Source organism: Xanthomonas sp. WHRI 7065, assembly GCF_040203115.2.
GTDB classification, from domain to species: Bacteria; Pseudomonadota; Gammaproteobacteria; order Xanthomonadales; family Xanthomonadaceae; genus Xanthomonas; species Xanthomonas arboricola.
This window is the reverse complement of record NZ_CP168194.1, coordinates 4,008,742-4,032,390: the sequence shown is the minus strand read 5'-3', so window position 1 is coordinate 4,032,390 and position 23,649 is coordinate 4,008,742. Positions and strand designations below refer to the sequence as shown.

Sequence of the window (23,649 nt, the reverse complement as noted above, 5' to 3'; positions counted from 1 at the left end):
CGCCCACCCTCGCGGGACACGCCGCAAGTACGTCCGTGTAGGCTCTTACGCGGCATCCATGTCGCATAAGGTCCCGCGACGGTGGGCGGGCAAGGACCAGTCGAGTTGATTGGTGCGCATGGCTTTCAATAAAACAGCCAGCAAACTGTCTTGTGCGGTGTCCTTGCCGCTTGCGGGACCGTGTGGCGGCATGGATGCCGCCACCGAGCCTCCACGGACGGATTCACGGCGTGTCCTGCAAGCGGCGAGGGCACCGCGCCCTCGACAGACTAGGCTGTTGACTGCATCTAAACGATGCGACGAATCGGCATCCATGCGCAGCAGCACGCGTGCGCAGGCGTATCGCGCGCGCTGCTGACAATCAGGCCACGCCATCAGAAATCCAGCGAGTAGCCTAGCGTGATGGTGCGGCCGCGTCCTGCGAAGTAGCGTAGCGGTTCGACCAGGGCCGATTGCGAGTAGTAGGTGATGTACTGCTTGTCGAACAGGTTGGATACGCCCATGCGCACTGCACCACGCGGCAACGCGTAGTTGAAGGTCGCATCCACCAGCGTGTAGCCACTGAAGCGCCTGTCGGCCTCGTCGAAGGATTGGCTGAAGGCATGCTGGGCCTGCACGAACGAGGAGAACTTCGGCGTCCACTGCGCCGACCACGAGGCAATCACCCGATTGGGTGCCACGTTGAGCCCATCCAGGCGTGCGTCCAACTGCCCATCGTTATCGCTGTCGTAGCGGCCACGGGTGTAGGCGTAGGACAGGCGCAGGCGATGTGCCGCATCCAGGCGATAGCCCAGGCTGGCGTCCACGCCCTGCACGCGGGTCTTTTCGCGGCTCATCATGAAGGCGCCGTTGATCGGCACCACGCGCGTGCCCAGGTCCGAGTTGGACTGGAAGTAGCTCAGGTCCGCGTCGAAGGCGCCGCGCGTGAGGCGGGTGCCGGCTTCCACGCTCTTGGTCAGGATCGGCTCCAGCGTGCTCAGGCTGGCCACGCGCGTGCCCGGCGTGTTGATCGCGCGCAGCACGCGGCCCACGTCCGGCATGCCGAAGCCTTCGGAATAGCTGGTGAAAAAGCTCACACCCTCGAGCGGCGTATAGACCAGGCCGGTGTTGTAGAGGGTCTGGTTGAAGTCGAGCGTGCCACCTTCGACAGCGACCCGGTTGTAGCGCCACAGTGTCTGGTAGCTGTCGATCTTCAGCTCGGCTTCTTCGCGGCGCACGCCGGCGTGCAGGGTCAGCTCGGGCAGCAGCTTGTATTCGCCCTGCACGAACAGCGACAGATTGCGGTAGTCCGATTCGGGCACATAGGTACGTCCGGTGCCGTACAGATCCTGCTTGCCGGTGTCGGCCAGCATGTCGACGCCGCCGGTGAGCTTGAGCCGGCGGTCGAGCAGGTCGTCCCTGGTCAGGCTGATCTTGCTACCCCACTTGGAGGCGACCGAACGCGATTGGTCGTACAAGGTGCCGACCGGGGCGATGCGCGGGTCCTGAAACGTGGACGAGTTGTCGGCACCGAACAGCCCTTCGAATTCCTGGTTGAACACCATCGCGCTCAGCTGCATGCCGGCCAGATCGTCATGGGTGTACGACAGGCTGGAGGTCAGCACATCGTTCCAGGGCGCGGTGCCCTGCGGCGTGCCGCGCACCGAGCTGGTGGGCAGGCCTTGCGCGCGGTTGCCGGCGACGCCGATGTAGTCGTTGTCGTTCTTGATGCGGTAGCGGTTGACGCTGACGCTCAGGCGCTGGGTGTCGGTGAGCGCGTAGCCGAGCTTGGCCAGCACGTCGTAGCTCTTGGACGTCATCAGGTCGCCCTGCGTGTTGTCGGCGCCGATCGGCCGGCCTTGTCCATCCACATACAGGCCCTGGTCGCTGTAGCTGGCCGAGAACAGGTAATCGAGCTTGTCCGAGCGGCCGTCCACGCGGTAGCGGGTCTCGACGCTGGTGGTTTCCGCACGCGTTTCGGAGGTAGGTGCGGTGGCCTGCACGTCGATGTGCTGGTTCAACGAGCCGTCCTGCGGGCGCCGGGTGATGATGTTGATGGTGCCGCCGGTGGCGCCCAGCCCGTTGATGGCATTGGCGCCCTGGATGACTTCGATGCGCTCGACCATCGCATAGTCGATGGTGTGCGCCTCGCGCCCGGTGGGGCGGATCGGATTGGACTGCGGCACGCCGTCGATCAGGATCAGCGGCGTGCGCCCGCGCAGGGTTTCGCCGCTGCCATTCATCTTGCCGCGGCTGGGCGTGTACGAGGGAATCAGGTTGGCGAGCACGTCGGAGGAATTGCTGGAGATCGTCAGCTGCTGCTGGATCTGCGCCTTGTCGATGATCAACACCGTCTGCGGCGATTCGGCCACGGTCATGTTGGAGCGCGAGGCGGCAACCACCACGGTGTCCAGCGTATCGGTGACGTCCGATTGCGCGGACGCGGTGGCAGAGGCGAGCAGGCAGAGAGTGGCAACGAACGGCATGCCGGCCGATCCGGAGACGGGAGATTTCATCGGGCAAGGAACTCCAAGGCGCGGCCGGCACAGGAACAGCACCTGCACGGCAACGCGAAATGTGAAGATTAAATGGGAATCATTATCACCATTCTAGCAGGCGCGAGCACCGCCACGCTGGGCATGCCGTAGCGCGGTGCGTTGCGAATGCGCGCGTTGGCAGCATCGCGGCGATGCCCGAGCCATGCGCCGCGCGTGCAGGGATCACCTGCGTCGGAAACAGGTGTGTGCATTCCTGCGGCGATGACCGCCTGCACGAATGTTGCAAGCCGCGCGCGCCGCATTTGCACGCGTCTGCGCACGCAGCGCAGCAGGCAACTGTCTATGCTATGGCGACCGCCATCGAACATCGCAGCCGCGGCATCGTGACCATCAAATTCGACCTCAACGATCTACAGGCATTCCGTGCCGTTGCCGAAAACGGCAGCTTCCGCCGCGCTGCCGAACGCATCCGCATCACCCAGCCGGCGCTCAGCCGCAGGATCGACAAGCTGGAGTCGGCGTTGAACGTCAAGCTGTTCGAGCGCACCACGCGCAAGGTCGCGCTCACCACAGTCGGGCAGGCGTTCATGCCGCAGGTCGAGCGCATGCTCGACGACCTGGACATGGCGCTGATGAGCATCGGCGATGCCGGATCCAGCCGGATGGGCACGGTGACCGTGGCGTGCGTGCCGTCTGCGGCGTACTACTTCATGCCCCAGGCGATTCACGGGCTGCATCAGCTGTTTCCGAAGATCCGCATCAGGCTGTTCGATGGCAGCGCCAGTCACGTCAGTGCGGCAGTGGCCTCCGGCGAGGCGGATTTCGGCGTCAGCTTCAGCGGCAACCTGGCACCGGAGGTCGAGTTCGAGCCGTTGCTGCAGGAGCGCTATGTGATTGCCTGCCGCCGGGACCATCCCCTGTCCGGACGCGAGCAGGTCAGCTGGCAGGAAGCCTATGGCCATGACTACATCACGCTCGACAAGACCTCGGGCAACCGGCTGGTGCTGGACCGGGCGCTGTCTGCATTCACGCCGGAGCAGCCGAGCATCTGCGAAACCCGCCACGTCACTACATTGCTGGGCTTGGTGGAGGCCGGCGTCGGCATTGCCGCCGTTCCTTCGATCGCCATGCCCTCCGGCCCGCATCCGGTGCTGGCGGCGGTGCCGCTGGTCGAACCGGAGGTGTTGCGCAACGTGGGGATCCTCAAACGCCGTGGGCGGACGCTGACACCGACCGCGCTCGAACTGGCGGAACTGGTGCGACGGATGCCCGCGCGCTCACGGTGAGACCGGATCCAGGCCGGTCGCGCGCGCAACCGCCTGCGCGTCACCCGACTGCAGGTAGGCAAGCAGGCGCCTGGCCGCTGCGGGATGATCCGCGCTGACCGGCACGCCTGCCGCATAGCGCGTGATCGACTGCAGCGGTTCGGGGATCTTGCCGACAACATCCACGCCTGCCACCGGGAGCAGTTCGGCCACCTGTTGAAAGCCCAGCTGATAACTGCCGTCGGCCACCACCGAGCCCACCGGGATGCGTTCGATCTTGCGGCTCTTGGCCATCATCGGGCCCTGAATCTGCAGCTGCTTGAACAGCGTGGTCTCGATGTAGACGCCACTGGCGCTGTCGGAATAGGCAACGGAATCGGCCTGCAGCAGCGCGTGTTTGAACTGTTCGACGGTACCGATCTGCGGTTTGGGTGCGCCACTGCGCACCACCATGCCGATCCGGGAATCGGCCAGCTCCACCCGCGATGCCGGATCCACCAGTCCTGCATCGATCAGTTTCTGCAGTGCGCTGCCCACCATGATCACCACATCGGCATGCTCGCCACGCGCAAGCCGGTTGGGAATAGCTTGCGGCGTCTGCCCCATCGAAGGGCCGTGCAGTGTCGCAACCGTCACCCCGGTCTGCCTGCTGTATTGCGGCGCCAGACGTTCGAAGGCGGCAGTGAAACCGCCGGAGGTCATCACGGTCAGATCCTGCGCGGCTGCGGCCGGCGACAGCAGGGCCGTGGCGACAACCGCAGCCAGCAATTTTTTCCATAGGGCCCGCATCATTTTGCCGCTCCCGCAGCCGTATCGAGGCTGGTCGCTGCCGCTGCGTTGCCATGCCGGCGATACAGGAACAGCGTCGCCAACAGCGCGCACACCGACGCGAACACCAACCAGTACCCAGGGGCCGCCTTGTCGCCGCTGACATGGATCAGCCAGGTCGACATCACCGGCGTAAACCCGCCAAAGACTGCCGTGGCCAGGCTGTAGGCGAGCGAGAAGCCCGCCACCCGCACATGCGCCGGCATCAGTTCGGTGAGCGCGGGAATCATGGCGCCGTTGTAGATGCCGTAGAGGAAGGACAGCCACAGCAGCGCCTGCAACATATGCGCAAAGCTCGGTGCGGATGCAAGGAACGCGAGCACCGGATAGGCGCTCAGTGCGCACACCACCGCCATGGTCACCAGCAGCGGCTTGCGGCCGAAGCGGTCGCTGAGCGCGCCGCCGATCGGCAGCCAGAGGAAGTTGGAGATGCCCACCAGCAGCGTCACGATCAGAGCGTCGCCGGTGCTGAGCTTGAGCACGCTCTTGCCGAAGGTCGGTGCGTACACGGTGATCAGATAGAACGCGGTCGTCGTCAGCGCCACCATCAAGCCGCCGGCAATCACGGTGCCGGCATTGTTCGCCAGCCCGCGCATCACCTGCTTCATCGTCACCCGCTGGGTGCGCTGCGCGAACTCCGCAGTCTCTTCCAGGCGACGCCGCAGCAAAAAGATGAAGGGGATGATGACGCAACCGATGGCGAAGGGAATCCGCCAGCCCCACTGCGCCAGATCCTGCGGCGGCATCAGTTGGTTGAGCGCATAGCCGATGGCGGCCGCAGCGACGATGGCCACCTGCTGGCTGGCCGATTGCCAACTGGCATAGAAGCCGCGCCGCCCCGGTGTGGCCATCTCGGCCAGATACACCGACACACCGCCCATTTCGGCACCCGCCGAGAAGCCCTGCAGCAGCCGTCCGAGCAGCACCAGTGCCGGTGCCCACAAACCGATGCTGGCATAGCCCGGCACCAGTACGATCAGCACCGTGCCGCTGGCCATGATCGCCAGGGTGACGATCAAGCCCTGGCGACGCCCGACATCGTCGATGTAGGCGCCCAGGATCACCGCGCCCAGCGGGCGCATCAGAAAGCCTGCGCCAAACACTGCAAACGTCATCATCAGCGAGGCGAATTCATTGCTCGCCGGGAAGAACACCGCGGCGATCTGGGTTGCGTAGAAACCAAACAGGAAGAAGTCGAACTGCTCGAGGAAGTTGCCCGAGGTCACCCTCAGCACCATCCCCAGTTTCGACTGCCGCGTTGCCTCAAGGTTCGAAGTCTGCATAGATCGCCCTCCACGATAGGTATGCACGTGCGTCTGATAGGTGAGGCGATCGATTCTGGTGGAGCGGGCCGGCATTGATAATTGCTGCTTTCTCATCGACTGATGCGCGTTGAACATCAGCCGCACCGGAGCAATGCTCGACTCTCATGGCCGCAATGCGACGAACGCGGCACGCAGCAGGTGCATGCAGGGATTCCGCAAGGCGTGGGTGCTTATCGAACCAGGATGTAGAAGCGAACGCTGTCTCGATCTGCCGATGCGCAGATCAGTCTTGAGCGACGCGCGTGCTACCGCTCTGCATCAAGTACGAGGCCGCATGCCGTGCCGGCAGCCGGGCAAACTACCCGCGCCGCAACAACATCTGGGTCACCAGTGCGCGCAGCGCGGGCGGGCGCACCGGCTTGGTCAGGAATCCCCAGCCCAGGTCGAGCGCGTGTTCGCGCAGCGCCGGGTCGGGTTCGGCGGTGACCAGGATCACGCGCGGTTCGCGTTGCCAGCGTTGCACCAACTGCGGCAGCAGCATGGGGCCGTAGTGCTCGCCCATGCGCACATCCAGCAACAGCAGCTCCGGCACCTCGTCGGCGTTGGCGGCGGCCAATGCCTCGTCGGGGCCGCCGGCAAAGTCGACGCGACATTCCCAGCGTTCCAGCAGGGCGCGGCTGGCCTCGCACACACGCGGGTCGTCGTCCACGCACCACACGCGGCAACCGTGCAGGATCGGGTCGTTGGCGTTTTCTGCGGTGGTGGTGATTGGCGGCGGCAATTGCCTGACGATCGCAGCGCGTTCGCCCAGTGGCACGGTCACCGAAAACACGCTGCCGCTGCCCAGCGTGGAGCGCAGGCCGATGCGGTGGCCGAGCAGCCGGCCGATGCGCTCGACGATGGCCAGGCCCAGACCGGCGCCACGGTCGTTGGCCACGCCGTCATCCAGGCGCCGGAATTCTTCGAAAATCTCTTCCTGCAGGGCCTCGGGAATGCCGGGCCCCTGGTCGTGCACCTCGATGCGCAGCCAGCCGCCGCGACGACGGCAACCGATCAGCACGCGCCCACGCGGGGTGTAACGGATGGCGTTGGACAGGAAGTTCTGCAGGATGCGCCGCAGCAGGTTTTTATCGCTTAACACCACCGCGGACGTGGGCACCCAATCCAGCACCAGGCCGCGGTCTTCGGCCAGGATGCCGAACTCGCGGGCCAGTGTTTCCAGCAGCGGGGCGATGGCGAAATCGCGCACCTGGGTCTTCAGGCTGCCGGCCTCCAGCCGCGAGATGTCCAGCAGGCTGTTGAGGATGGCATCCTGTGCGGCGAGTGCGCCTTCGATGTTGTCGACCACGCGCGCGCTGCCGGCCTCACGCACCTGTCCGCGCAGGACCGAGACGAACATGCGCGCGGCGTTGAGCGGTTGCAGCAGGTCGTGCACGGCCGAGGCGACAAAGCGGGTCTTGTAGCGATTGGCGCTCTCGGCCTCGCGCTTGGCCGCAGCCAGGTCGCGGGTCCGTTCGGCCACGCGGTGTTCCAGTGCATCGGCCAGCGAGCGCAGTTCGCGCGCGGCGTTCTTGTAACTGGTGATGTCGGCATAGCTGGTGACGAATCCGCCATCGGGCAGCGGATTGCCGCGGATTTCCAGCACGGTGCCGTCTTCCTTCTCGCTCTCGCGCATATGCGGTTTGCCGCTGCGCAGATGATTGAGGCGGCGTTCGATCGCCGCTTCGATCGGCCCCGGTCCGAGCAGGCCGCGGCGTGCGTTGAAGCGGAACAGGTCTTCGATCGGCCGGCCGATCTTCAGCAGTTCTGGCGGGAAGCGGAACAGCTCCACATAGCGCGAATTCCACGCCACCAGATTGAGCGCCTCGTCGATCACCACCACGCCCTGCGGCAGGTGTTCCAGGCTGCGGCTAAGACCGGCATTGGCCTGTTGCGCGGCGGTGACCACGCCATCCTGCGCGGTACGCAGTTCTTCGGCATGCTGTTGCAGCAGCGTTTCCAGCTCGTGCCGGCTGCGCTGGCGCAATGCGGACAGGCGCCGCCGCTGCTGCACGAACAACCACAGCAGCGCCAGCGCCAACCACGCACCGGCCGCGGCAATCGCCGCGGCGCGGCCGGCCGCTGCGCTGGCGCGGGTGTCGTGCAGCAGATGCAGGCGCCAGCCGCTTTCGGGCACCTCCAGGGTCTGCCACAGTACCGGGCCGGCGAGCGGTGGGTCGCTGACCTCGGCCAGCACGCCGCCGTTGCCGGTCTGCTCGATCAGCCGGCGTCGCAGCGGCAGCAAGCCCTGGTTGGCGTACTGGCGGGTGCTGCGCAATTCGCTGCGGTCGCGCAGGCTCAGCGGGGCCAGCATGCGGTAGCGCCACTGCGGGCGGCTGGCCAGGAACACCACCGCATGCGCGTCGGAGGCCAGCACGATGTCCGGGGTCTGCAGCCACTCGCGTTCCAGCGCGGCCAGCGCGATCTTGATCACCACCACGCCCTGCACCTGGCCATCGGTATCGACAATGGCCTGCGACAGGAAATAGCCCGGCTCGCTGGTGGTCATGCCGATGCCGTAGAAACTGCCGCTGCCGTTGCTCAGTGCCTGCTGGTAATACGGGCGGAAGGCGTAGTCCACGCCCACGTTGCTGCGCGCTGCACGCCAGTTGCTGGCAGCCAGCGCAATGCCGTCGCGGTTGATGAGCGTCAGCGTGGAGGATTGGGTGACGTTGTTGGCGCGTTCCAGTTTGCGATTGAGCCGCTCCACCTGCGCGGGCGACAACGGGCCGGAAACGGCCGCGCGCAGTTCCGGGTCCAGCGCCAGGATCTGCGGCAGCGTGCGATAGCGATCGATGCGTTGCTGCAGGGCCTGCGCATATAGGCGTAGCTGGCGCCGCACGGTGGCGCTTTCCTCGTGCAGGGCGTTCTGTTCGACAAAGTGCCCGGCTGCCAGCATGGCCACCAGCATGCCGCCCAACACGATGGTCAGGGTGAGCAGCAGGCGGCGGCGTTGCAAGGCGTACATGCCGACAAGTATGGCGGTGCACCGATGCATCGTGCAGCCAATCGGCACAGTGGCCTGCGTCCATCGCCGCCACCGCGCCCCAAAAAACAACTGCGGCCGCATCCCGGAAGGAGGCGGCCGCAGGGGCCTGCATGCTGGCTTGAATGGCCAGGTTACTGCGTTGAAGCGGTCGCCCGAAGCCAACCCGCGGCCGGCAAAGCCCGCGTCAGCTTTGCGCGATAAGGCTTAGAACTGCACCTGCGCGCGCAGCTCCATCACATGCGGGGTTTCATGCACGCCGTTGCGCGTGGCATCCACCCAGCTGTAGTTGGCCTGCATCTTGAAGTGGCTGGTGAGGTACCAGTTGGCGCCGATGGTGGTGTCGTGCTGGCGGCCGCCGCTGACGCGGTTGTCTTCCAGATCCAGGCGGCTGTAGCGAGCGGTCAGCTCGACCGCGCCGTAATCGTGCGCCGGCTTGATGTTGCCCGGTACGCCGCCGGCATAACTGCGCGACTCGCCGGTCAGTGTCCAGGTGCCATAGAGGTATTGGCCCTGCGCGATGTAATGCGGCAGGTTGTCGTTACGCGCCACTTCGGCGCGCAGCGCTTCGCTCTGCAGCGAGAACGGGCCGTGGATCCACACCGCTTCCACGCCAGCGCGGATCACGTGGTCCACATCGAGAATGGTGCCGGTGTCGATCAGGCGCACGTCGGTCAGGCCGGCTTCCGGGCGAGCACGCAGGCGCACGCGCGGGCTGAACGACACGCCGCGGCCGTCGCTGAAGCCGCGCGGGTTTTCCACCGAACCGGCCAGGCCCAGGTGCAGCACGTTGCCTTCGGCCTTGAACGGGGTCCAGGCGGCATGCACGGCCTGGGTGGTGCCCGGGTTGTCGCCCTGCAGGTCCTTGCCGCCGTAGGCGCCGGCCTGCAGCAGGTACTGCTGGCGCTCCAGCGTCCATTCCACGCCGGTGCGACGGCCCTGGAACACCGCCTGGATCGGCAGGCCCAGTTCCATGAAGCTGCCCGCACGCGAGCTCTGCACCGCTTCCAGACCCACCGGCACCTTCATGTAGCCCATCCGCACGCGACCGTAATCCTGGCCGAACAGCGTCTTGGTCTCGACGCGGAAGAACACGTCCAGCCACAGCTTGGACTCGAAGTCGAAATACACCATGGCGTCGTAGACGCCCTTCTTCTTGAGGGTGGCGCCGAATTCCTTGCGGCGGAAGTCGGTGCGGTCTTCCAGGCGGTCGTCGCCGGAGAAGTTGTTGTCGTCGTAGGCATAGTTGCCGGTCAGGCCGAGCTCGGTGCCATCCCCGAAGGTGTATTTGGTGGGCCAGTTTTCCAGCGAGGTGGCCGCATTGGCGGCAGCGGGCGCGGCGGCGATGGCCAACGCGAGAACGAGCGGATTGAGGCGCATAGGTGTGGTCTTCGGCAAGGAGAAGGGGCCGGGCGTCCTGCCATGGCGGTCGCACTGAACAGCTTCAGCAAGCGCGCAGGTTCCGGACGGCCAACAACACAGGAATCGGTGTCTGCGTTAAACGGAATTAACGGCCGGTGGTGGCGCGGCTGAAGTGTAAGGCGACGTTCAGCCCGGGGACAGTGCGTAGTACCAATGGGCTATCGGCTCGGGCTGTGACGTACGGCCAGAATGCCCGCACCGGGTACCTGCTCAGGCACCCTCTATGTTCCCTCGGAGTGGCGTCATGCACATCAGCAAGCCTGCCGGCCCCTTGCCGGCGCCCGTCCCGTTTTACCGTCAGCTGTATTTCCAGGTGGTGGTGGCGATCGTCCTGGGTGCCCTGCTGGGCCACTTCGAGCCGGCCTTCGCCGAAAGCCTGAAGCCGCTGGGCGATGCCTTCATCAAGCTGGTGAAGATGATCATCGCCCCGGTGATCTTCCTGACCATCGTCACCGGCATCGCCGGCATGACCCACCTCAAGACGGTGGGCCGGGTCTTCGCCAAGTCGATGACCTACTTCCTGTTCTTCTCCACGCTGGCGTTGATCGTGGGCATGATCGTGGCGCACGTGGTGCAGCCCGGCGCCGGCATGAACATCAACCCGGCCGAGCTGGATCAGAGCGCGGTCAACACCTACGTGCAGAAGTCGCACGAGCTGAGCCTGGTCGGCTTCCTGATGGACATCATCCCGGCCACGCTGGTCAGCGCGTTCGTCGATGGCAACATCCTGCAGGTGCTGTTCGTGGCTGTGCTGTTCGGGATCGCGCTGGCCCTGGTCGGCGAGCGTGGCCGCCCGGTGCTGAGCTTCCTGGAAGCGCTGACCGCGCCGGTGTTCCGCCTGGTGCACATGCTGATGAAGGCCGCGCCGATCGGCGCGTTCGGTGCAATCGCCTTCACCATCGGCAAGTACGGGGTGGAATCGCTGGTCAATCTGGCCTGGCTGGTGGGGTCGTTTTACCTGACCTCGCTGTTCTTCGTGCTGGTGATCCTGGGCATCGTGTGCCGGTTGTGCGGCTTTTCGGTGCTCAAGCTGATCCGCTACCTCAAGGCCGAACTGCTGCTGGTGCTGGGGACCTCCTCGTCGGAGTCGGCACTGCCTTCGCTGATGGAGAAGATGGAAAAGGCCGGCTGCGAGAAGTCGGTGGTGGGCCTGGTGGTGCCGACCGGCTACTCGTTCAATCTGGATGGCACCAACATCTACATGACCCTGGCCGCGTTGTTCATCGCCCAGGCCACCAATGTGGACCTGAGCCTGGGCCAGCAGATCACCCTGCTGGCGGTGGCAATGCTCAGCTCCAAGGGCGCGGCCGGCGTGACCGGCGCCGGCTTCATCACCCTGGCCGCCACGCTGTCGGTGGTGCCGGACGTGCCGGTGGCCGGCATGGCGCTGATCCTGGGCGTGGACCGCTTCATGAGCGAGTGCCGCTCGCTGACCAACTTCATCGGCAACGCGGTCGCCACCGTGGTGGTGTCGCGTTGGGAAAATGCGCTGGACCGTGACCAGCTCAAGCTGATGCTGGATGGCGGCTCGCCGCCGCTGCAGGCACCGGTGGCCTCGACCGACGTCGTCGCCCCGATCAGCGCACGCTGATGCTTCCTACGGCCCTGTAGTCCGTCGGCGCTGCCGGCGGGGTGCAGGGCCGTTTCCGCTTCCAGCCCACACTGGCCGCAACGCACGACGCGCTGCAGCCTGCGATCTTCCTGCCACGCCGACAGCTGCGCGACAGGCCCTTGTTCAGGCAGAAGGGTAGAATTCAGCCCTCCTGCGCCTTCGAGACCCACACAGCCGATGTCCAACGACGACTTCAAACAGGCCGCCCTCGACTACCACCGCCAGCAGCCGGCCGGCAAGATCAAGGTCACCGCGACCAAGCCGATGCTGACCCAGCGCGATCTGTCGCTGGCGTATTCGCCGGGCGTGGCCTTCGCCTGCGAGGCGATCGTCGAGGAACCCACCCAGGCCAGCGAGCTCACCGCGCGCGGTAATCTGGTGGCGGTGATCACCAACGGCACCGCCGTGCTGGGCCTGGGCAACATCGGTCCGCTGGCCTCCAAGCCGGTGATGGAAGGCAAGGGCGTGCTGTTCCAGAAGTTCGCCGGCATCGACGTGTTCGACATCGAGATCAACGAGAACGACCCGGACAAGCTGGTGGACATCATCGCCAGCCTGGAGCCGACCTTCGGCGGCATCAATCTGGAAGACATCAAGGCGCCGGAGTGCTTCATCGTCGAGCGCAAGCTGCGCGAGCGCATGAACATCCCGGTGTTCCATGACGACCAGCATGGCACCGCGATCATCGTCGGCGCCGCGGTGCTCAACGCGCTGGTGGTCACCGGCAAGAAGATCGAAGAGGTCAAGCTGGCCACCACCGGCATGGGCGCGGCCGGCATCTCCTGCGTCAACATGCTGGTCTCGCTGGGCCTGAAGCCGGAAAACATCCTGGCACTGGACCGCGACGGCGTGATCCACACCGGCCGTACCGACCTGGACCCGGACAAGCAGCGCTACGCGCGCGACACCGACAAGCGCACCCTGGCCGAGATCGTCGAGGGCGCGGACATCTTCCTGGGCCTGTCGGCGGCCGGCATCCTCAAGCCGGAGATGGTCGCCAGCATGGCGCGCCAACCGGTGATCTTCGCGCTGGCCAATCCCAACCCGGAAATCACCCCGGAAGCGGCCAAGGCGGTGCGTCCGGACTGCATCATCGGCACCGGCCGTTCGGACTACCCGAACCAGATCAACAACGTGCTGTGCTTCCCGTATCTGTTCCGCGGCGCGCTGGACGTGGGTGCCACCGGCATCAACGAGGAAATGAAGATCGCCTGCGTCAAGGCGATTGCGGCGATGGCGCGGCGCGAGGCCTCCGACCTGGGCGCGGCCTACGGCGGCGAGACCCCGAGCTTCGGCCCGGAATACCTGATTCCGCGTCCGCTGGACCCGCGCCTGCTGGTGGAGCTGTCTTCGGCGGTTGCGCAGGCGGCGATGGATTCGGGCGTGGCCACGCGCCCGATCACCGACATGGAGGCCTACCGCGACAAGCTCGGCCAGTTCGTCTACCGCACCAGCCTGATGATGAAGCCGGTGTACGACCGCGCGCGCGCCGACAAGCAGCGCGTGGTGTATGCCGAGGGCGAAGAGGAAGTGGTGCTGCGCGCAGTGCAGAACGTGGTCGACGAAGGCCTGGCGTTCCCGATCCTGATCGGCCGCCCGGACGTCATCGAGGCGCGCATCGAGCGCATGGGCCTGCGCCTGACCGCCGGGGTGGACTTCGAGATCACCAACATCCTCGACGATCCCCGCTTCAACGAATACTGGCAGTACTACCACGCGCTCACCGAGCGTCGCGGCGTGACCGTCACCGCCGCCAAGGAACTGATGCGCTCGCGTCCGACCCTGATCGCCGCGGTGATGGTGGCGCGTGGCGAAGCCGATGCGATGCTGTCCGGCGTGGTCGGCCGCTTCCACAAGAAGCTGGGCTACGCACGCAGCGTGATTCCGCTGGAGCCGCGGGTGAGCTCCACCTCGGCGATGACCGGCGTGATCAACCAGCTGGGCGTGTTCTTCTTCCTGGACACGCACGTGCAGGAAGACCCGACCGTGGAGCAGGTGGTCGAAGCGACGCTGCAGGCTGCGTACCGCCTGAAGCTGTTCGGCATCGAGCCCAACGTCGCGCTGCTGTCGCACTCCAACTTCGGCAGCCACGACTCGCGCGATGCGCTGAAGATGCGCCAAGTGCGCGAAGCCCTGCTCAAGCGCAAGCCCGAGCTCAACATCGACGGCGAAATGCAGGGCGACACCGCCTGGGACGAGGCGCTGCGCAAGCAGATCATGCCCAACAGCACGCTCAAGGGCCGCGCCAACCTGTTCGTGCTGCCGAACCTGGAGGCGGCCAACATCGCCTACAACCTGGTGCGCGTGTTCACCGACGGCGTGGCGATCGGCCCGATCCTGATGGGCATCTCCAAGCCGGTGCACATCCTCACCACCAGCGCCACCTCGCGCCGGGTGATGAACATGACCGCGATCGCGGCGGTGGATGCGCAGATCCGCCGGCAGCGCGATGCCGAGAAGAACGCCAGCGAAAAAAATAGCGGTTGAGATTTCCCCACCGGGAAAACATCAAAGACCGATCGCTAGTGGCACCCCACGTGCCGCGCCAACGCCCCTCTCCCATCGGGGCGACAAGGTACTGCTTGCGCGCCACCGGCACGCGCGCCTTGAAGTGCCCGCGCCGCAAGCGCGGGCCGGGGCGCGGAGCGGGGGGGGGGAGAGGGCGGTTCACCAGCGCTGCTGACGTTGCAGTGAAACCCCGCTCCTGCAGCACCCGTGCGAATCCGTCGATTGCGTGAGCGGGTGCCTGCATCCTGCAGTCACCTGCCTGCAGAAAGCAGCGCAATCAGCGATGCGAGACCCGCGCCTCAACGCACCGCAGGCTCCACCCCCAACAACTCGATCTCCGCCAGCTGCAGTTTCGCAGGCGCGCTGAATCGCAGCCGATACTCGGCATACGCACCCGGGGAGGCAATGCGAAACGGCCGCGTCTGCAATGGCCAGTCAAACGTTTCCTCGCGGCGCTGATCGACCACCTTCCACGCACCAGAAGCCATACGCGCTTCGAGCGTCCATCCGCTCGCCGTAATCACCGCGTTGCCGCTGGTCAGGGTGTAGAGCGTCGGCGTGCCGCGCGCCATGCCGCTGAACGTCAGTGTCGATGCCGATGCAACTGCAGCGACCGTCCCCGCATCGTCGTCATGCAGTGCCGCGACATCGCCACCATCGGCCAACGTGATGCGCGCCGTATCTCCGAGCACATCGCGCAACGGGGCAGGGCGTTCACCCGCAGGTGTCAGCGATGGCGGCGCATCGTCCGGCCCGGTGCCCCAGCGCGAGGGCGTCGGTCCCATGACGAAGTCCAGCGTCGCACCCCTGGCGATGTCTGCATGCGGCAACCAGGTCTTGCGCCAGGGCTTGCCGTTGACCTTGAGCGATTGCACGTACACGTTTTGCGGCGAATTCTGCGGTGCATTGACCGTCAGCGTCCGGCCGTTGGGCAAGCGCAGGCTGGCCTGCTTGAACAGCGGCGAGCCGATCACATAGTCCGGCGTGCCCATGCGCAACGGATACAGCCCCAGTGCTGCGAACAGATACCACGCTGACATTTCGCCGTTGTCCTCATCGCCGGGATAGCCCTGGCCGATTTCGCTGCCCAGGTACAGGCGCGCCAGGATCTCGCGGGTCAGGCGTTGCGTCTTCCACGGCTGCCCGGCGTACAGGTACATCCACGGGATATGGTGCGCGGTCTGGTTGCTGTGCGCGTACATGCCCATGCGCACGTCGCGCGCTTCGGTCATCTCGTGAATGGTGGAGCCGTAAGAGCCGGCGAACCTGGCCTCGGCGGTCTCGGGGGTGGCGAAGAACGTATCCAGCTTCGCTGCCAGACCGGCGCGTCCTCCATACAACGCGGCCAGGCCTTGCCCATCGTGCGGTGCGGTGAACGCAAACGTCCAGCCGCTGGACTCGGTGTAATCGTGGCCCCAGACACGCGGATCGTACCGTGCCGCGTCCACGCGCCAGTTGCCGTCCGGGGTGCGGCCCTGGAAGAACCCGATCGCCGGATCGAACAATGCCGAATAGCCCGCCGCGCGGTGACGGAAATACAACGCCTCGGTCGCGTAACGCTCGCGCGCCGTGGCTGTTTTCGCCTGCGTGGCCAGCGCATCGGCCATGTTGGCAATACCGAAGTCGTTGAGCGCGCCTTCCATCGACCACGACATGCCTTCGTGGGTGTCGGTATCGGCATAACCGCGAAAGGTCGAACGCGCCATGCCCTTGCGGCCGACGTGCCTGTCGGGCGCCACCACGGTGGCGTTCTTGCGTGCGGCAACATACGCCTCGAGCGGATCGAAGCCCTGCACGCCCTTGAGCCAGGCATCGGCAAAGGCCACGTCGGAACTGGTGCCGACCATCAGATCGGCATACCCGGGCGACGACCAGCGCGCCACCCAGCCGCCCGCGCGCGACTGCTCCAGAAAGCCTTGCACCAGCGCACCGGCATCGTCGGGCGCGAACAAGGCGTACGCCGGCCACGCGGTGCGAAAGGTGTCCCACAAGCCGTTGTTGACATAGACCCGGCCATCGCGGATCGGCGCAAAGCTGCGCACCGCGCTGCCATCGATGTTGTCGTCCGACCAGCTGCTCTGGCTGGCGTAACGCCAGTCCGGTGCGCTGGCGCTGCCGACGTTCTCATGGCCGGAGTTGGGATACAGGTGCAGGCGGTACAGGTTGGAGTACAGCGTGGTCTTCTGGTCGACGGTGGCATCGGGCACCTCCAGGCGTCCCAGCAACGCATCCCAGGCGTCCTGCGCACGCGCGGCAACCTGCTCGAATGTTGCCTGCGGCGCGATTTCCAGGGCCAGGTTGTGCCTGGCCTGATCCAGCGAGATCAGCGAGGTGGCAATACGCATCTGCACCTGCCGGGTGCTGCCGGCATCAAACTTGATCCAGCCGGTGGGCCGGCCGGTGTCGCTCAGGCCGCTGGTTTTCCACGGCGTGTCGAAGCTGGCATAGACATACATGCGCGTGGCCCCGGTCGATAGCCCGCTACGCACATCGGTGTAGCCGGAGAGCGTCTGTGTTGCTGCATCCAGGCGCAATCCGCCGCGCGCGTCCACATTGTCGAACACCAGATTGGCATCGCCCTGCGCCGGGAAGCGAAAGCGGAACAGCGCGGCATGGTCGGTCGGTGCGATCTCGGCCTGGATCCCGTTGTCCAACTGCAGCGCGTAGCGATAGGGGCGCGCAGTTTCATTGGCATGCGAAAACGCCAGTGCACGCTGTTTGCGATCGGCTGGCGGCACGCCCGCGGCCAACGACGGCATCACCTGAAAGGTCTGGCGGTCGCCCATCCACGGGCTGGGCTGATGGCTGAGCGACAACGCCTGCAGGCGCGGGCGATTGTCCGCATCGTTGTGTTCGTTCCAGCGATACAGCCAGGTCAGCGTGCCCGCATCGGTCACCGGCGTCCAGAAGTTGAAGCCATGCGGCACGGCCGTTGCAGGGAAATTATTGCCGCGCGAGAACGTGCCATTGGACTGCGTGCCGCGCGTGGTCAGCACCCAATCCGACGGACGCGTTGCCGGCGTCAACGGTACCTCGGCAAGCGCGATATCGTCGATCCAACCGGCACTGCTCGCGCCTGCGGGTGGCGCAACGTCCAGCTCGATCGCACGCACACGGCGGCCACGCAGGCCGGGCACGTCGCCCAGCCGCACCGCCTTGCGCGCCCATTGCTGCGGATACAGCGTCTTCGACTCGCCTTGCGCCTGCGCAGCTAGCGCGACGCCATGCTGATCCCGCGCAGCGCTGGCAGACACGCGCGTGCCGTCGTCCAGCAGCAGATCCAGGGACACGTAGGTCGACGCCACATGCTCGCCGCCCACACTCTCCGGCAATACCAGCCACGACAGCGTCGTATCGGCACCGATCGGCACATCGGCGGTAAACAAGGTGCGCCGCCCACCTGCAGCATGACTTTGATACCGCAATGCATGCGCACCGCTGTAGCCGGCGTTGGGCTTGGCCGCATACGGCGCGGCCGGGCCGGTGCCGATGGCAATCTGCACATCGCCTGCCGCCGCGCTCACCGGCAACGGTTGCCCGGGCTCGAACGAACTCGAAAACTCAATTGCCGCGCTCACCGACAGCGGCGCAGCGCAGCCCAAGGCGACAACCAGCCGGAGCCACAGCTCACGCGGGTGCAACAGCACAACAGACGAGGTCACGTGGCGATGTCTCCTTGGGTGCGATACCGCAGGGCAGGTCCGGTCGAGTGCTGCGTGCGATCCGGACACGGGGCGCAGGCGCGGGGCGGTGCGCCATGGTCAGGCGATGATAAGCGCGATGTCCGTGTGGGGTGGTCTGGCGCTGCCGGACCGGCAAGGTCGCAGCCCTGCCGGACCTGCCGCATCTCTCGAGGTTGCCGGCGCCCGCGCTGGCGCCGAGACCATCGCCACCCAAACCGGCGTCGCCCGCTCAATGGGCCGATCACCACGCAGGCTGCTAGAATCCGCGCTCTGCCTTTGCCTCTACGATCGTGCCGCCATGAGCCAGACCGCCACCGCGCCCGCCAATGCCGAATCGCGCTACACCGTGCATCGCAGCGATCTGCCGCTGAGCTGCCCGACGCCGCAGATGGCGTTGTGGAACTCGCATCCGCGCGTATACCTGCCGATCGAAGACGAGCCCAACTGCGAAGCCAAGTGCCCGTACTGCGGCGCGCTGTTCGTGCTCGCCGACTGATCCTGGCCGGATGCACCGCCTGACCGTGGTGCAACTGCTGCCGGCGCTGCAGTCCGGCGGCGTCGAGCGCTCCACCCTGGAAATCGCTGCTGCGCTGGTGCGCGCCGGCCACCGCGCGGTGGTGGTGTCGGCCGGCGGTCGCCTGGTCCAGCCGCTGCTGGAGGCGGGCGGCGAACATCTGACCCTGGACATCGGGCGCAAGTCGCTGCTGACCTTGCGCCATGTGATCGGCCTGCGCCGGCTGTTCGCCGAACTGGGCGCCGACATCGTGCATGCGCGTTCGCGCCTGCCGGCCTGGCTGGGCTGGTACGCGTTGCGCGGCATGCCGCCAGCCACGCGGCCGCGCTTTGTCACCACCGTGCACGGGCTCAACTCGCCCAGCCGCTACAGCGCGGTGATGACCTACGGCGAGCGGGTGATCTGCGTTTCGCAGACGGTGCGCGAGTACGTCTGCACGCACTATCCGCAGACCGACAGCGCGCGCTTGCGCACGATACCGCGCGGTGTCGATATCGCGCAGTTTCCGCGTCGCCCGCATCCGGATCGCCGCGCGCGCACCTGGGCACAGGGCATGCTGTCCGGCCTGCCGGCCGATGCACCACTGCTGCTGCTGCCCGGGCGCGGCACCCGCCTGAAGGGGCATGCCGACGGTCTGCAACTGCTTGCCGACGTACGCGCTGCCGGCGTGCCGGCCTGGTTGTGGCTGCCGGGCGCGCGCGAGCTCGGCCGCGAGGCCTATCTGCGCGAGCTGGAAGCCGAGGCCACCAGACTGGGCGTGGCCGAGGCGGTCGCCTTCACCGAACCCACCGCACGCATCGCCGAGGCCTATGCCGCCAGCGATCTGGTGCTGCAGCTGTCGCGCAAACCCGAGGCCTTCGGCCGCACCGTGGTGGAGGCCTTATCGGTAGGCCGGCCAGTGCTGGGGTGGGCGCATGGCGGCGTCGGCGAGCTGCTGGCCGAATTGCAACCCGGCGGCGCGGTACCGGCCTTCGATGCCGCTGCCTTGCGCACCCAGGCGCTTCATTTGCTGCAGCAGGCGCCGACAGCGCCCGCCGTGCTTCCCTATACGTTGCAGGCCATGCAAGCGGCCACCCTGAAGGTCTATGACGAACTCCGCCGCTGAGGCCATCCCTCCCGCGTCCGTGCTGACGCCCGATGCCGGTCGCTGGGCGCCGCTGTGGGTGATCCTGTTCGTGGCGCTGTGGCCCACGCCCGGGCTGGCCGAGACGGTGTTGTCGCTGGGCGCGCTGTTTGCGGCGTATCGCCTGCTGCATGCGCGGTTCCGCGGCGGCACCCGGCTGCTCAGCGGTGCGGCCTGGGCGCTGACCAGTGTGTTGTTCTTCGCGTACTGGTTGCCGCAGATGCTGTCGGCGTTCGATGCGGTGGACGTGGGGCGCGCGCTGCGCAAGTCGGCCACCGATCTGCGCTATCTGCCTTTCATGTGGTTGTGCGCGATCGCGGTGGCCAATGCGCAGCGGCGTCAGCGCACCTTCACCGGCCTGGCGGTGATCGGCGCGGTGTGGACGCTGGATGCGCTGCTGCAGGCTGCGTTCGGCAACAGCCCGTTGTTCTTCGGCCTGGATCAGATCAAGCAGCTGATCAGCGGGCACGGCCTGTGCACGCCGCAGGAGCTGGCCCTGGTCGACCGCCTCAGCGGCGTGCTGGGGCCGTGCAACCTCAAGTTCGGCCAGACCCTGGCCAGCCTGTCGCCTTTCCTGTTACTGGCGCTGGGGCGGCGCCATGCCTGGGCCTGGGCAGGCGCTGCGGCGGCGGTCGGGGTGGTGTTGGTGCTGGCCGGTTCGCGGGCGTCGTGGATCACCTACGGCGTGATCGTGCTGCTGTCCGGCTGGCAGTTGCTGGGTGGCCGTCGTCTGCTGGGAGTGGCGCTGATCGGCGCGCTGCTGGCGGCCGGCGTGGTGGCGGTGGCGCCGCAGGCGCGCGAGCGGATCCAGCGCACCGCCCTGGCCTTCGGCGACGGCGAGCAGGGCGTCGACCAGGCCCTGTCCGGGCGTGCGCAGATCTGGGGCGCGGCGCTGTGCATGATCCGCGCGCATCCGCTCAATGGCGTGGGCGCACGCGGATTTCGGCAGGCGTACCCGGCCTGCAATCCGGCCCCTGCGCAGGCGCCGGCATGGGGCGACGGGCCGGCCTTCCATGCGCACCAGATCGTGCTGGAAATCCTGGCCGAAACCGGGGTGATCGGCTTGCTGCTGTGGCTGGCCGGTGCGGCCCAGGCCTGGCGCGCGTGGCGCTACTCCAGCCTGGCCGCGCGCGCGCAGGCACGCCCGGCAATGATCGCGCTGGTGGCAACCGTGTTCCCGCTCAATACGCATCTGGCGTTCTATTCCAGCTTCTGGGGCGGGCTGAGCCTGATGCTGGCCGGCCTGTATGCCGGTGCCTTGCTCAACGACGACGCAGATCAGCCCCTGCCGCGCTGACTTGCCGCACGTCCTTGCGCTGCTGCGGCTGCATGCAGCGCAGGCATGAGGCCCGCCGACATCAGCGATAGAATTCGCTGCGCCCGCCCGGCTGGCGCTTGAAGCGCCGATGGATCCACAGGTACTGGTCCGGCGCCTCGCGCACCATGTCCTCGATCGCCGCATTGACCTGCGCGGTATCGGCGATCACATCGTCGGAAGGGATGTCTGCCAGCGGCGGTGCGATCTTGAGGATGTAGCGGCCACCTTCGCGCCGATGGAAGTACGGCACCACCGCGCAGCCGGTCAGCCGCGCCAACTGGTGGGTGGCGGTGATGGTGGAGGCCGGATGCCCGAAGAACGGCACGAACACCGTGTCCTTGCCGCGCATGTCCTGATCCGGCGCGTACCACAGGAAACCGCCGCGCTTGAGGTGCTTGATGGTGGCGCGCAGATCCTCGTTGGCGAACATGTGCGTGGCATAGCGCAGCCGCCCGCGCTTGACCGCCCACTCGAACACCGGATTGCGATGCCTGCGGTACATGCCGGCCAGCGGCACGTAATCGCATAGCAGCCGCCCGCACATCTCCAGCGTCATGAAGTGGCCGGACACCAGCAACACGCCGCGCTTTTGTTCCTGCAGACGGTGCAGATGTTCCAGCCCTTCGACCTGCACACCCGGCCGGATGACATCGATGCTGCCCCACCAGGCACGTGCGAATTCAAACAGGCCCACGCCCAGCGCATCGAAACTGTCGCGCAACAGCCGCGCCCGCCAGGCATCGTCCTGTTCGGGAAAACATAGCGTGAGGTTGACCTCGGCAGCGCGCCGACGCGTGCCGGCCAGGCGCATCGCGATCCAGCCCACGCCACGGCCGAGCGCGCGCTGCAGTGTCCACGGCAGGCGCCCGGCGATCACCATGACGGCAAGGGCCAGATACATCGGCCAGTGCCTGGGGTTGCGCAGGGAAGGGCGGACAGCGACGTTGGCGGGTTCGGACATGCGTCAATTCTAAGGGATCACGCACGCGCGTCGGCGTGCACATGCGCACGCCGCAACGCTCCCGTATCCTGCAGCGATGAGGAAAGACCCGATCGAATGGCTGTTGCGCGGACTGTACTCGGCGCTGTTGTACCTGTTGCTGCCGGTGACGGTGTACCACCTGGTGTGGCGCGGTTTTCGCGTGCGCGAATACTTCAACCGCTGGAACGAGCGCTATGCCTCCTACACGCATGCCTGCGGTCGCCCGCGCGTATGGGTGCATGCGGTGTCGGTGGGCGAGGTCAATGCCGCTGCGCCGCTGGTCAACGCCTTGCGCGCGCAGCGTCCGGATATTCGCTGGGTCATCACCACCATCACCCCCACCGGCTCCGAGCGCGTGCGCGCGGTCTGGGGCGATGCGGTGGACCACGTGTATCTGCCCTATGACGTACCTGGCAGCGTCGGCCGGTTCCTGGAGCATTTCCGCCCGCGCCTGGCGTTGATCCTGGAAACCGAACTGTGGCCGAACATGTTGTTCGGCTGCCGCGACCGCAGAATTCCGGCGTATATCCTCAATGCGCGGCTGTCGGCGCGCTCGCTGCGTGGCTATCGCCTGCTGGCGCCGTTGATCAGCCGCGCGCTGCGCAGCGTCACCTGCGTGGCGGCGCAGTCGCACGACGATGCCGAACGCTTCATCACGCTGGGTGCGCGGCCCGACCAGGTGATCGCACTGGGCAATCTCAAATTCGATATCGCCGCGCCTGCGCAGTTGCAGGCGCTGGTCGCGCAGTTCCATACGCATGTGCCGGCAACGCGGCCGGTGTGGATTGCCGCCAGCACGCACGAAGGCGAGGAAGCGGCCGTGGCCGACATCCATGCGCGCCTGCTGCTGCAGTTTCCTGATCTGCTGATGTTATGGGCGCCGCGCCACCCGGAGCGCTTTCCCAAGGTCGAGGCCGTGGCGCGCGAGCGTGGCTGGGCCGTGTCCACGCGCAAGAGCCAGCAATGGCCGCAGGCGCGCGACAAGGTATTCGTCATCGATACCCTGGGCGAGCTGATGAGCTTCTACGCCTGCGCGCAGGTCGCCTTCGTCGGCGGCAGCCTGCAACCGATCGGCGGGCACAATCTGCTCGAACCGGCAGCAGTCGGCACGCCGGCAGTCACCGGCCCGCATCTGCACAATTTCTCGGAGATTTCGCGGCGCATGCGCGAGGCCGATGCGGTGGCCATCTGCGACGATGCCGACAGCGTCTACCACGATCTTGCACGCCTGCTCGGCGACCCTGCCCAGCGCGAGGCGATGGCCGCAGCAGGGCTCGCCTTGGTCGCCAATGGCAAGGGCGCGGTGGCGCGGACGCTGGTGCAGATCGCGCCGGACCTGCCACCGGTGGTAAGCGAGGGCGCGGCGTCCTGAGGATGTCACTGCGCCTGCGCTGCAGCGTTGCAGTGATCCTGCCGCAGTCACGCTAATGCGCGTCATCCAACGGCCTTGAAGTGTCAACAGGACGTGGCGATCGCGCAGTCGTGTTATCAGCCGCTTTGGGCGTCATCTGGAGAGTCTCAAGCCGCATTGTTCCAGCGTGCGGTGTCCTCGCTGCTCGCGGGACACGCCGTGAATCCGTCCGTGGAGGCTCGGTGGCAGCATCCATGCCGCCGCACGGTCCCGCAA

At 66.5% G+C, this 23,649-nt stretch carries 14 protein-coding genes; 7 read left to right on the top strand and 7 right to left on the bottom strand.

Annotation, left to right across the window (positions count from 1 at the left end; genetic code table 11):
• Positions 1-374: 374 nt before the first annotated feature.
• Positions 375-2,495 (bottom strand): TonB-dependent receptor, encoded by a 2,121-nt coding sequence (locus ABQY64_RS16755; protein ID WP_349779450.1) that lies wholly within the window; start codon positions 2,493-2,495, stop codon positions 375-377.
• A 365-nt stretch (positions 2,496-2,860) separates the two neighbouring features.
• On the opposite strand from ABQY64_RS16755, the gene ABQY64_RS16750 reads away from it, so the two are divergent.
• Positions 2,861-3,763, top strand: a complete 903-nt coding sequence (locus tag ABQY64_RS16750) for a LysR family transcriptional regulator (protein ID WP_026064333.1) — start codon at positions 2,861-2,863, stop codon at positions 3,761-3,763.
• Here the strand turns inward: ABQY64_RS16750 and ABQY64_RS16745 are convergent.
• From ABQY64_RS16745 to ABQY64_RS16730, 4 genes are all read right to left on the bottom strand, one after another.
• Positions 3,755-4,534, bottom strand: a complete 780-nt coding sequence (locus tag ABQY64_RS16745; RefSeq protein WP_349779451.1) for a substrate-binding domain-containing protein — start codon at positions 4,532-4,534, stop codon at positions 3,755-3,757. The genes ABQY64_RS16750 and ABQY64_RS16745 overlap by 9 nt on opposite strands.
• A complete protein-coding gene (locus ABQY64_RS16740; RefSeq protein WP_349779540.1) occupies positions 4,531-5,880 on the bottom strand; it encodes an MFS transporter in 1,350 nt (449 codons plus the stop codon). Before ABQY64_RS16740 ends, ABQY64_RS16745 begins: the two co-directional genes overlap by 4 nt.
• A 313-nt stretch (positions 5,881-6,193) precedes the next feature.
• Entirely contained in the window at positions 6,194-8,842 is a 2,649-nt protein-coding gene (locus tag ABQY64_RS16735; RefSeq protein WP_349779541.1) for a PAS-domain containing protein, read from the bottom strand.
• 225 nt (positions 8,843-9,067) lie between these two features.
• Positions 9,068-10,240, bottom strand: coding sequence for a porin (locus ABQY64_RS16730; protein WP_349779452.1), 1,173 nt, complete (start codon positions 10,238-10,240; stop codon positions 9,068-9,070).
• A gap of 286 nt (positions 10,241-10,526) precedes the next feature.
• On the opposite strand from ABQY64_RS16730, the gene ABQY64_RS16725 reads away from it, so the two are divergent.
• Both ABQY64_RS16725 and ABQY64_RS16720 read left to right on the top strand, forming a co-directional pair.
• Positions 10,527-11,873 (top strand): dicarboxylate/amino acid:cation symporter, encoded by a 1,347-nt coding sequence (locus ABQY64_RS16725; protein WP_349779453.1) that lies wholly within the window; start codon positions 10,527-10,529, stop codon positions 11,871-11,873.
• Positions 11,874-12,071: 198 nt separating this feature from the next.
• Positions 12,072-14,381 (top strand): NADP-dependent malic enzyme, encoded by a 2,310-nt coding sequence (locus tag ABQY64_RS16720; RefSeq protein ID WP_349779454.1) that lies wholly within the window; start codon positions 12,072-12,074, stop codon positions 14,379-14,381.
• Positions 14,382-14,701: 320 nt separating this feature from the next.
• Here the strand turns inward: ABQY64_RS16720 and ABQY64_RS16715 are convergent, their stop codons facing one another.
• On the bottom strand, positions 14,702-18,064 hold the full coding sequence (locus ABQY64_RS16715; protein WP_349779455.1) for a GH92 family glycosyl hydrolase: 3,363 nt from the start codon (positions 18,062-18,064) through the stop codon (positions 14,702-14,704).
• A gap of 319 nt (positions 18,065-18,383) precedes the next feature.
• Between ABQY64_RS16715 and ABQY64_RS16710 the strand changes: the two genes are divergently transcribed.
• The 3 genes from ABQY64_RS16710 to ABQY64_RS16700 are packed head-to-tail and all read left to right on the top strand — an operon-like array spanning position 18,384 to position 21,019.
• Positions 18,384-18,581 carry a zinc-finger domain-containing protein gene (locus ABQY64_RS16710; RefSeq protein ID WP_016902555.1) on the top strand — a complete coding sequence of 66 codons (198 nt, stop codon included), beginning with the start codon at positions 18,384-18,386 and terminating at the stop codon, positions 18,579-18,581.
• A gap of 10 nt (positions 18,582-18,591) precedes the next feature.
• On the top strand, positions 18,592-19,704 hold the full coding sequence (locus ABQY64_RS16705) for a glycosyltransferase (RefSeq protein ID WP_065048254.1): 1,113 nt from the start codon (positions 18,592-18,594) through the stop codon (positions 19,702-19,704).
• Positions 19,685-21,019 carry an O-antigen ligase gene (locus ABQY64_RS16700; protein ID WP_349779456.1) on the top strand — a complete coding sequence of 445 codons (1,335 nt, stop codon included), beginning with the start codon at positions 19,685-19,687 and terminating at the stop codon, positions 21,017-21,019. The genes ABQY64_RS16705 and ABQY64_RS16700 overlap by 20 nt, the downstream gene beginning before the upstream one ends.
• Before the next feature lie 61 nt (positions 21,020-21,080).
• Here the strand turns inward: ABQY64_RS16700 and ABQY64_RS16695 are convergent, their stop codons facing one another.
• Complete coding sequence (locus ABQY64_RS16695) at positions 21,081-22,001, bottom strand: LpxL/LpxP family Kdo(2)-lipid IV(A) lauroyl/palmitoleoyl acyltransferase (RefSeq protein WP_349779457.1); 921 nt, start codon at positions 21,999-22,001, stop codon at positions 21,081-21,083.
• A gap of 76 nt (positions 22,002-22,077) precedes the next feature.
• Between ABQY64_RS16695 and waaA the strand changes: the two genes are divergently transcribed.
• Positions 22,078-23,394 carry a lipid IV(A) 3-deoxy-D-manno-octulosonic acid transferase gene (waaA, locus tag ABQY64_RS16690; RefSeq protein WP_349779458.1) on the top strand — a complete coding sequence of 439 codons (1,317 nt, stop codon included), beginning with the start codon at positions 22,078-22,080 and terminating at the stop codon, positions 23,392-23,394.
• Positions 23,395-23,649 lie beyond the last annotated feature (255 nt).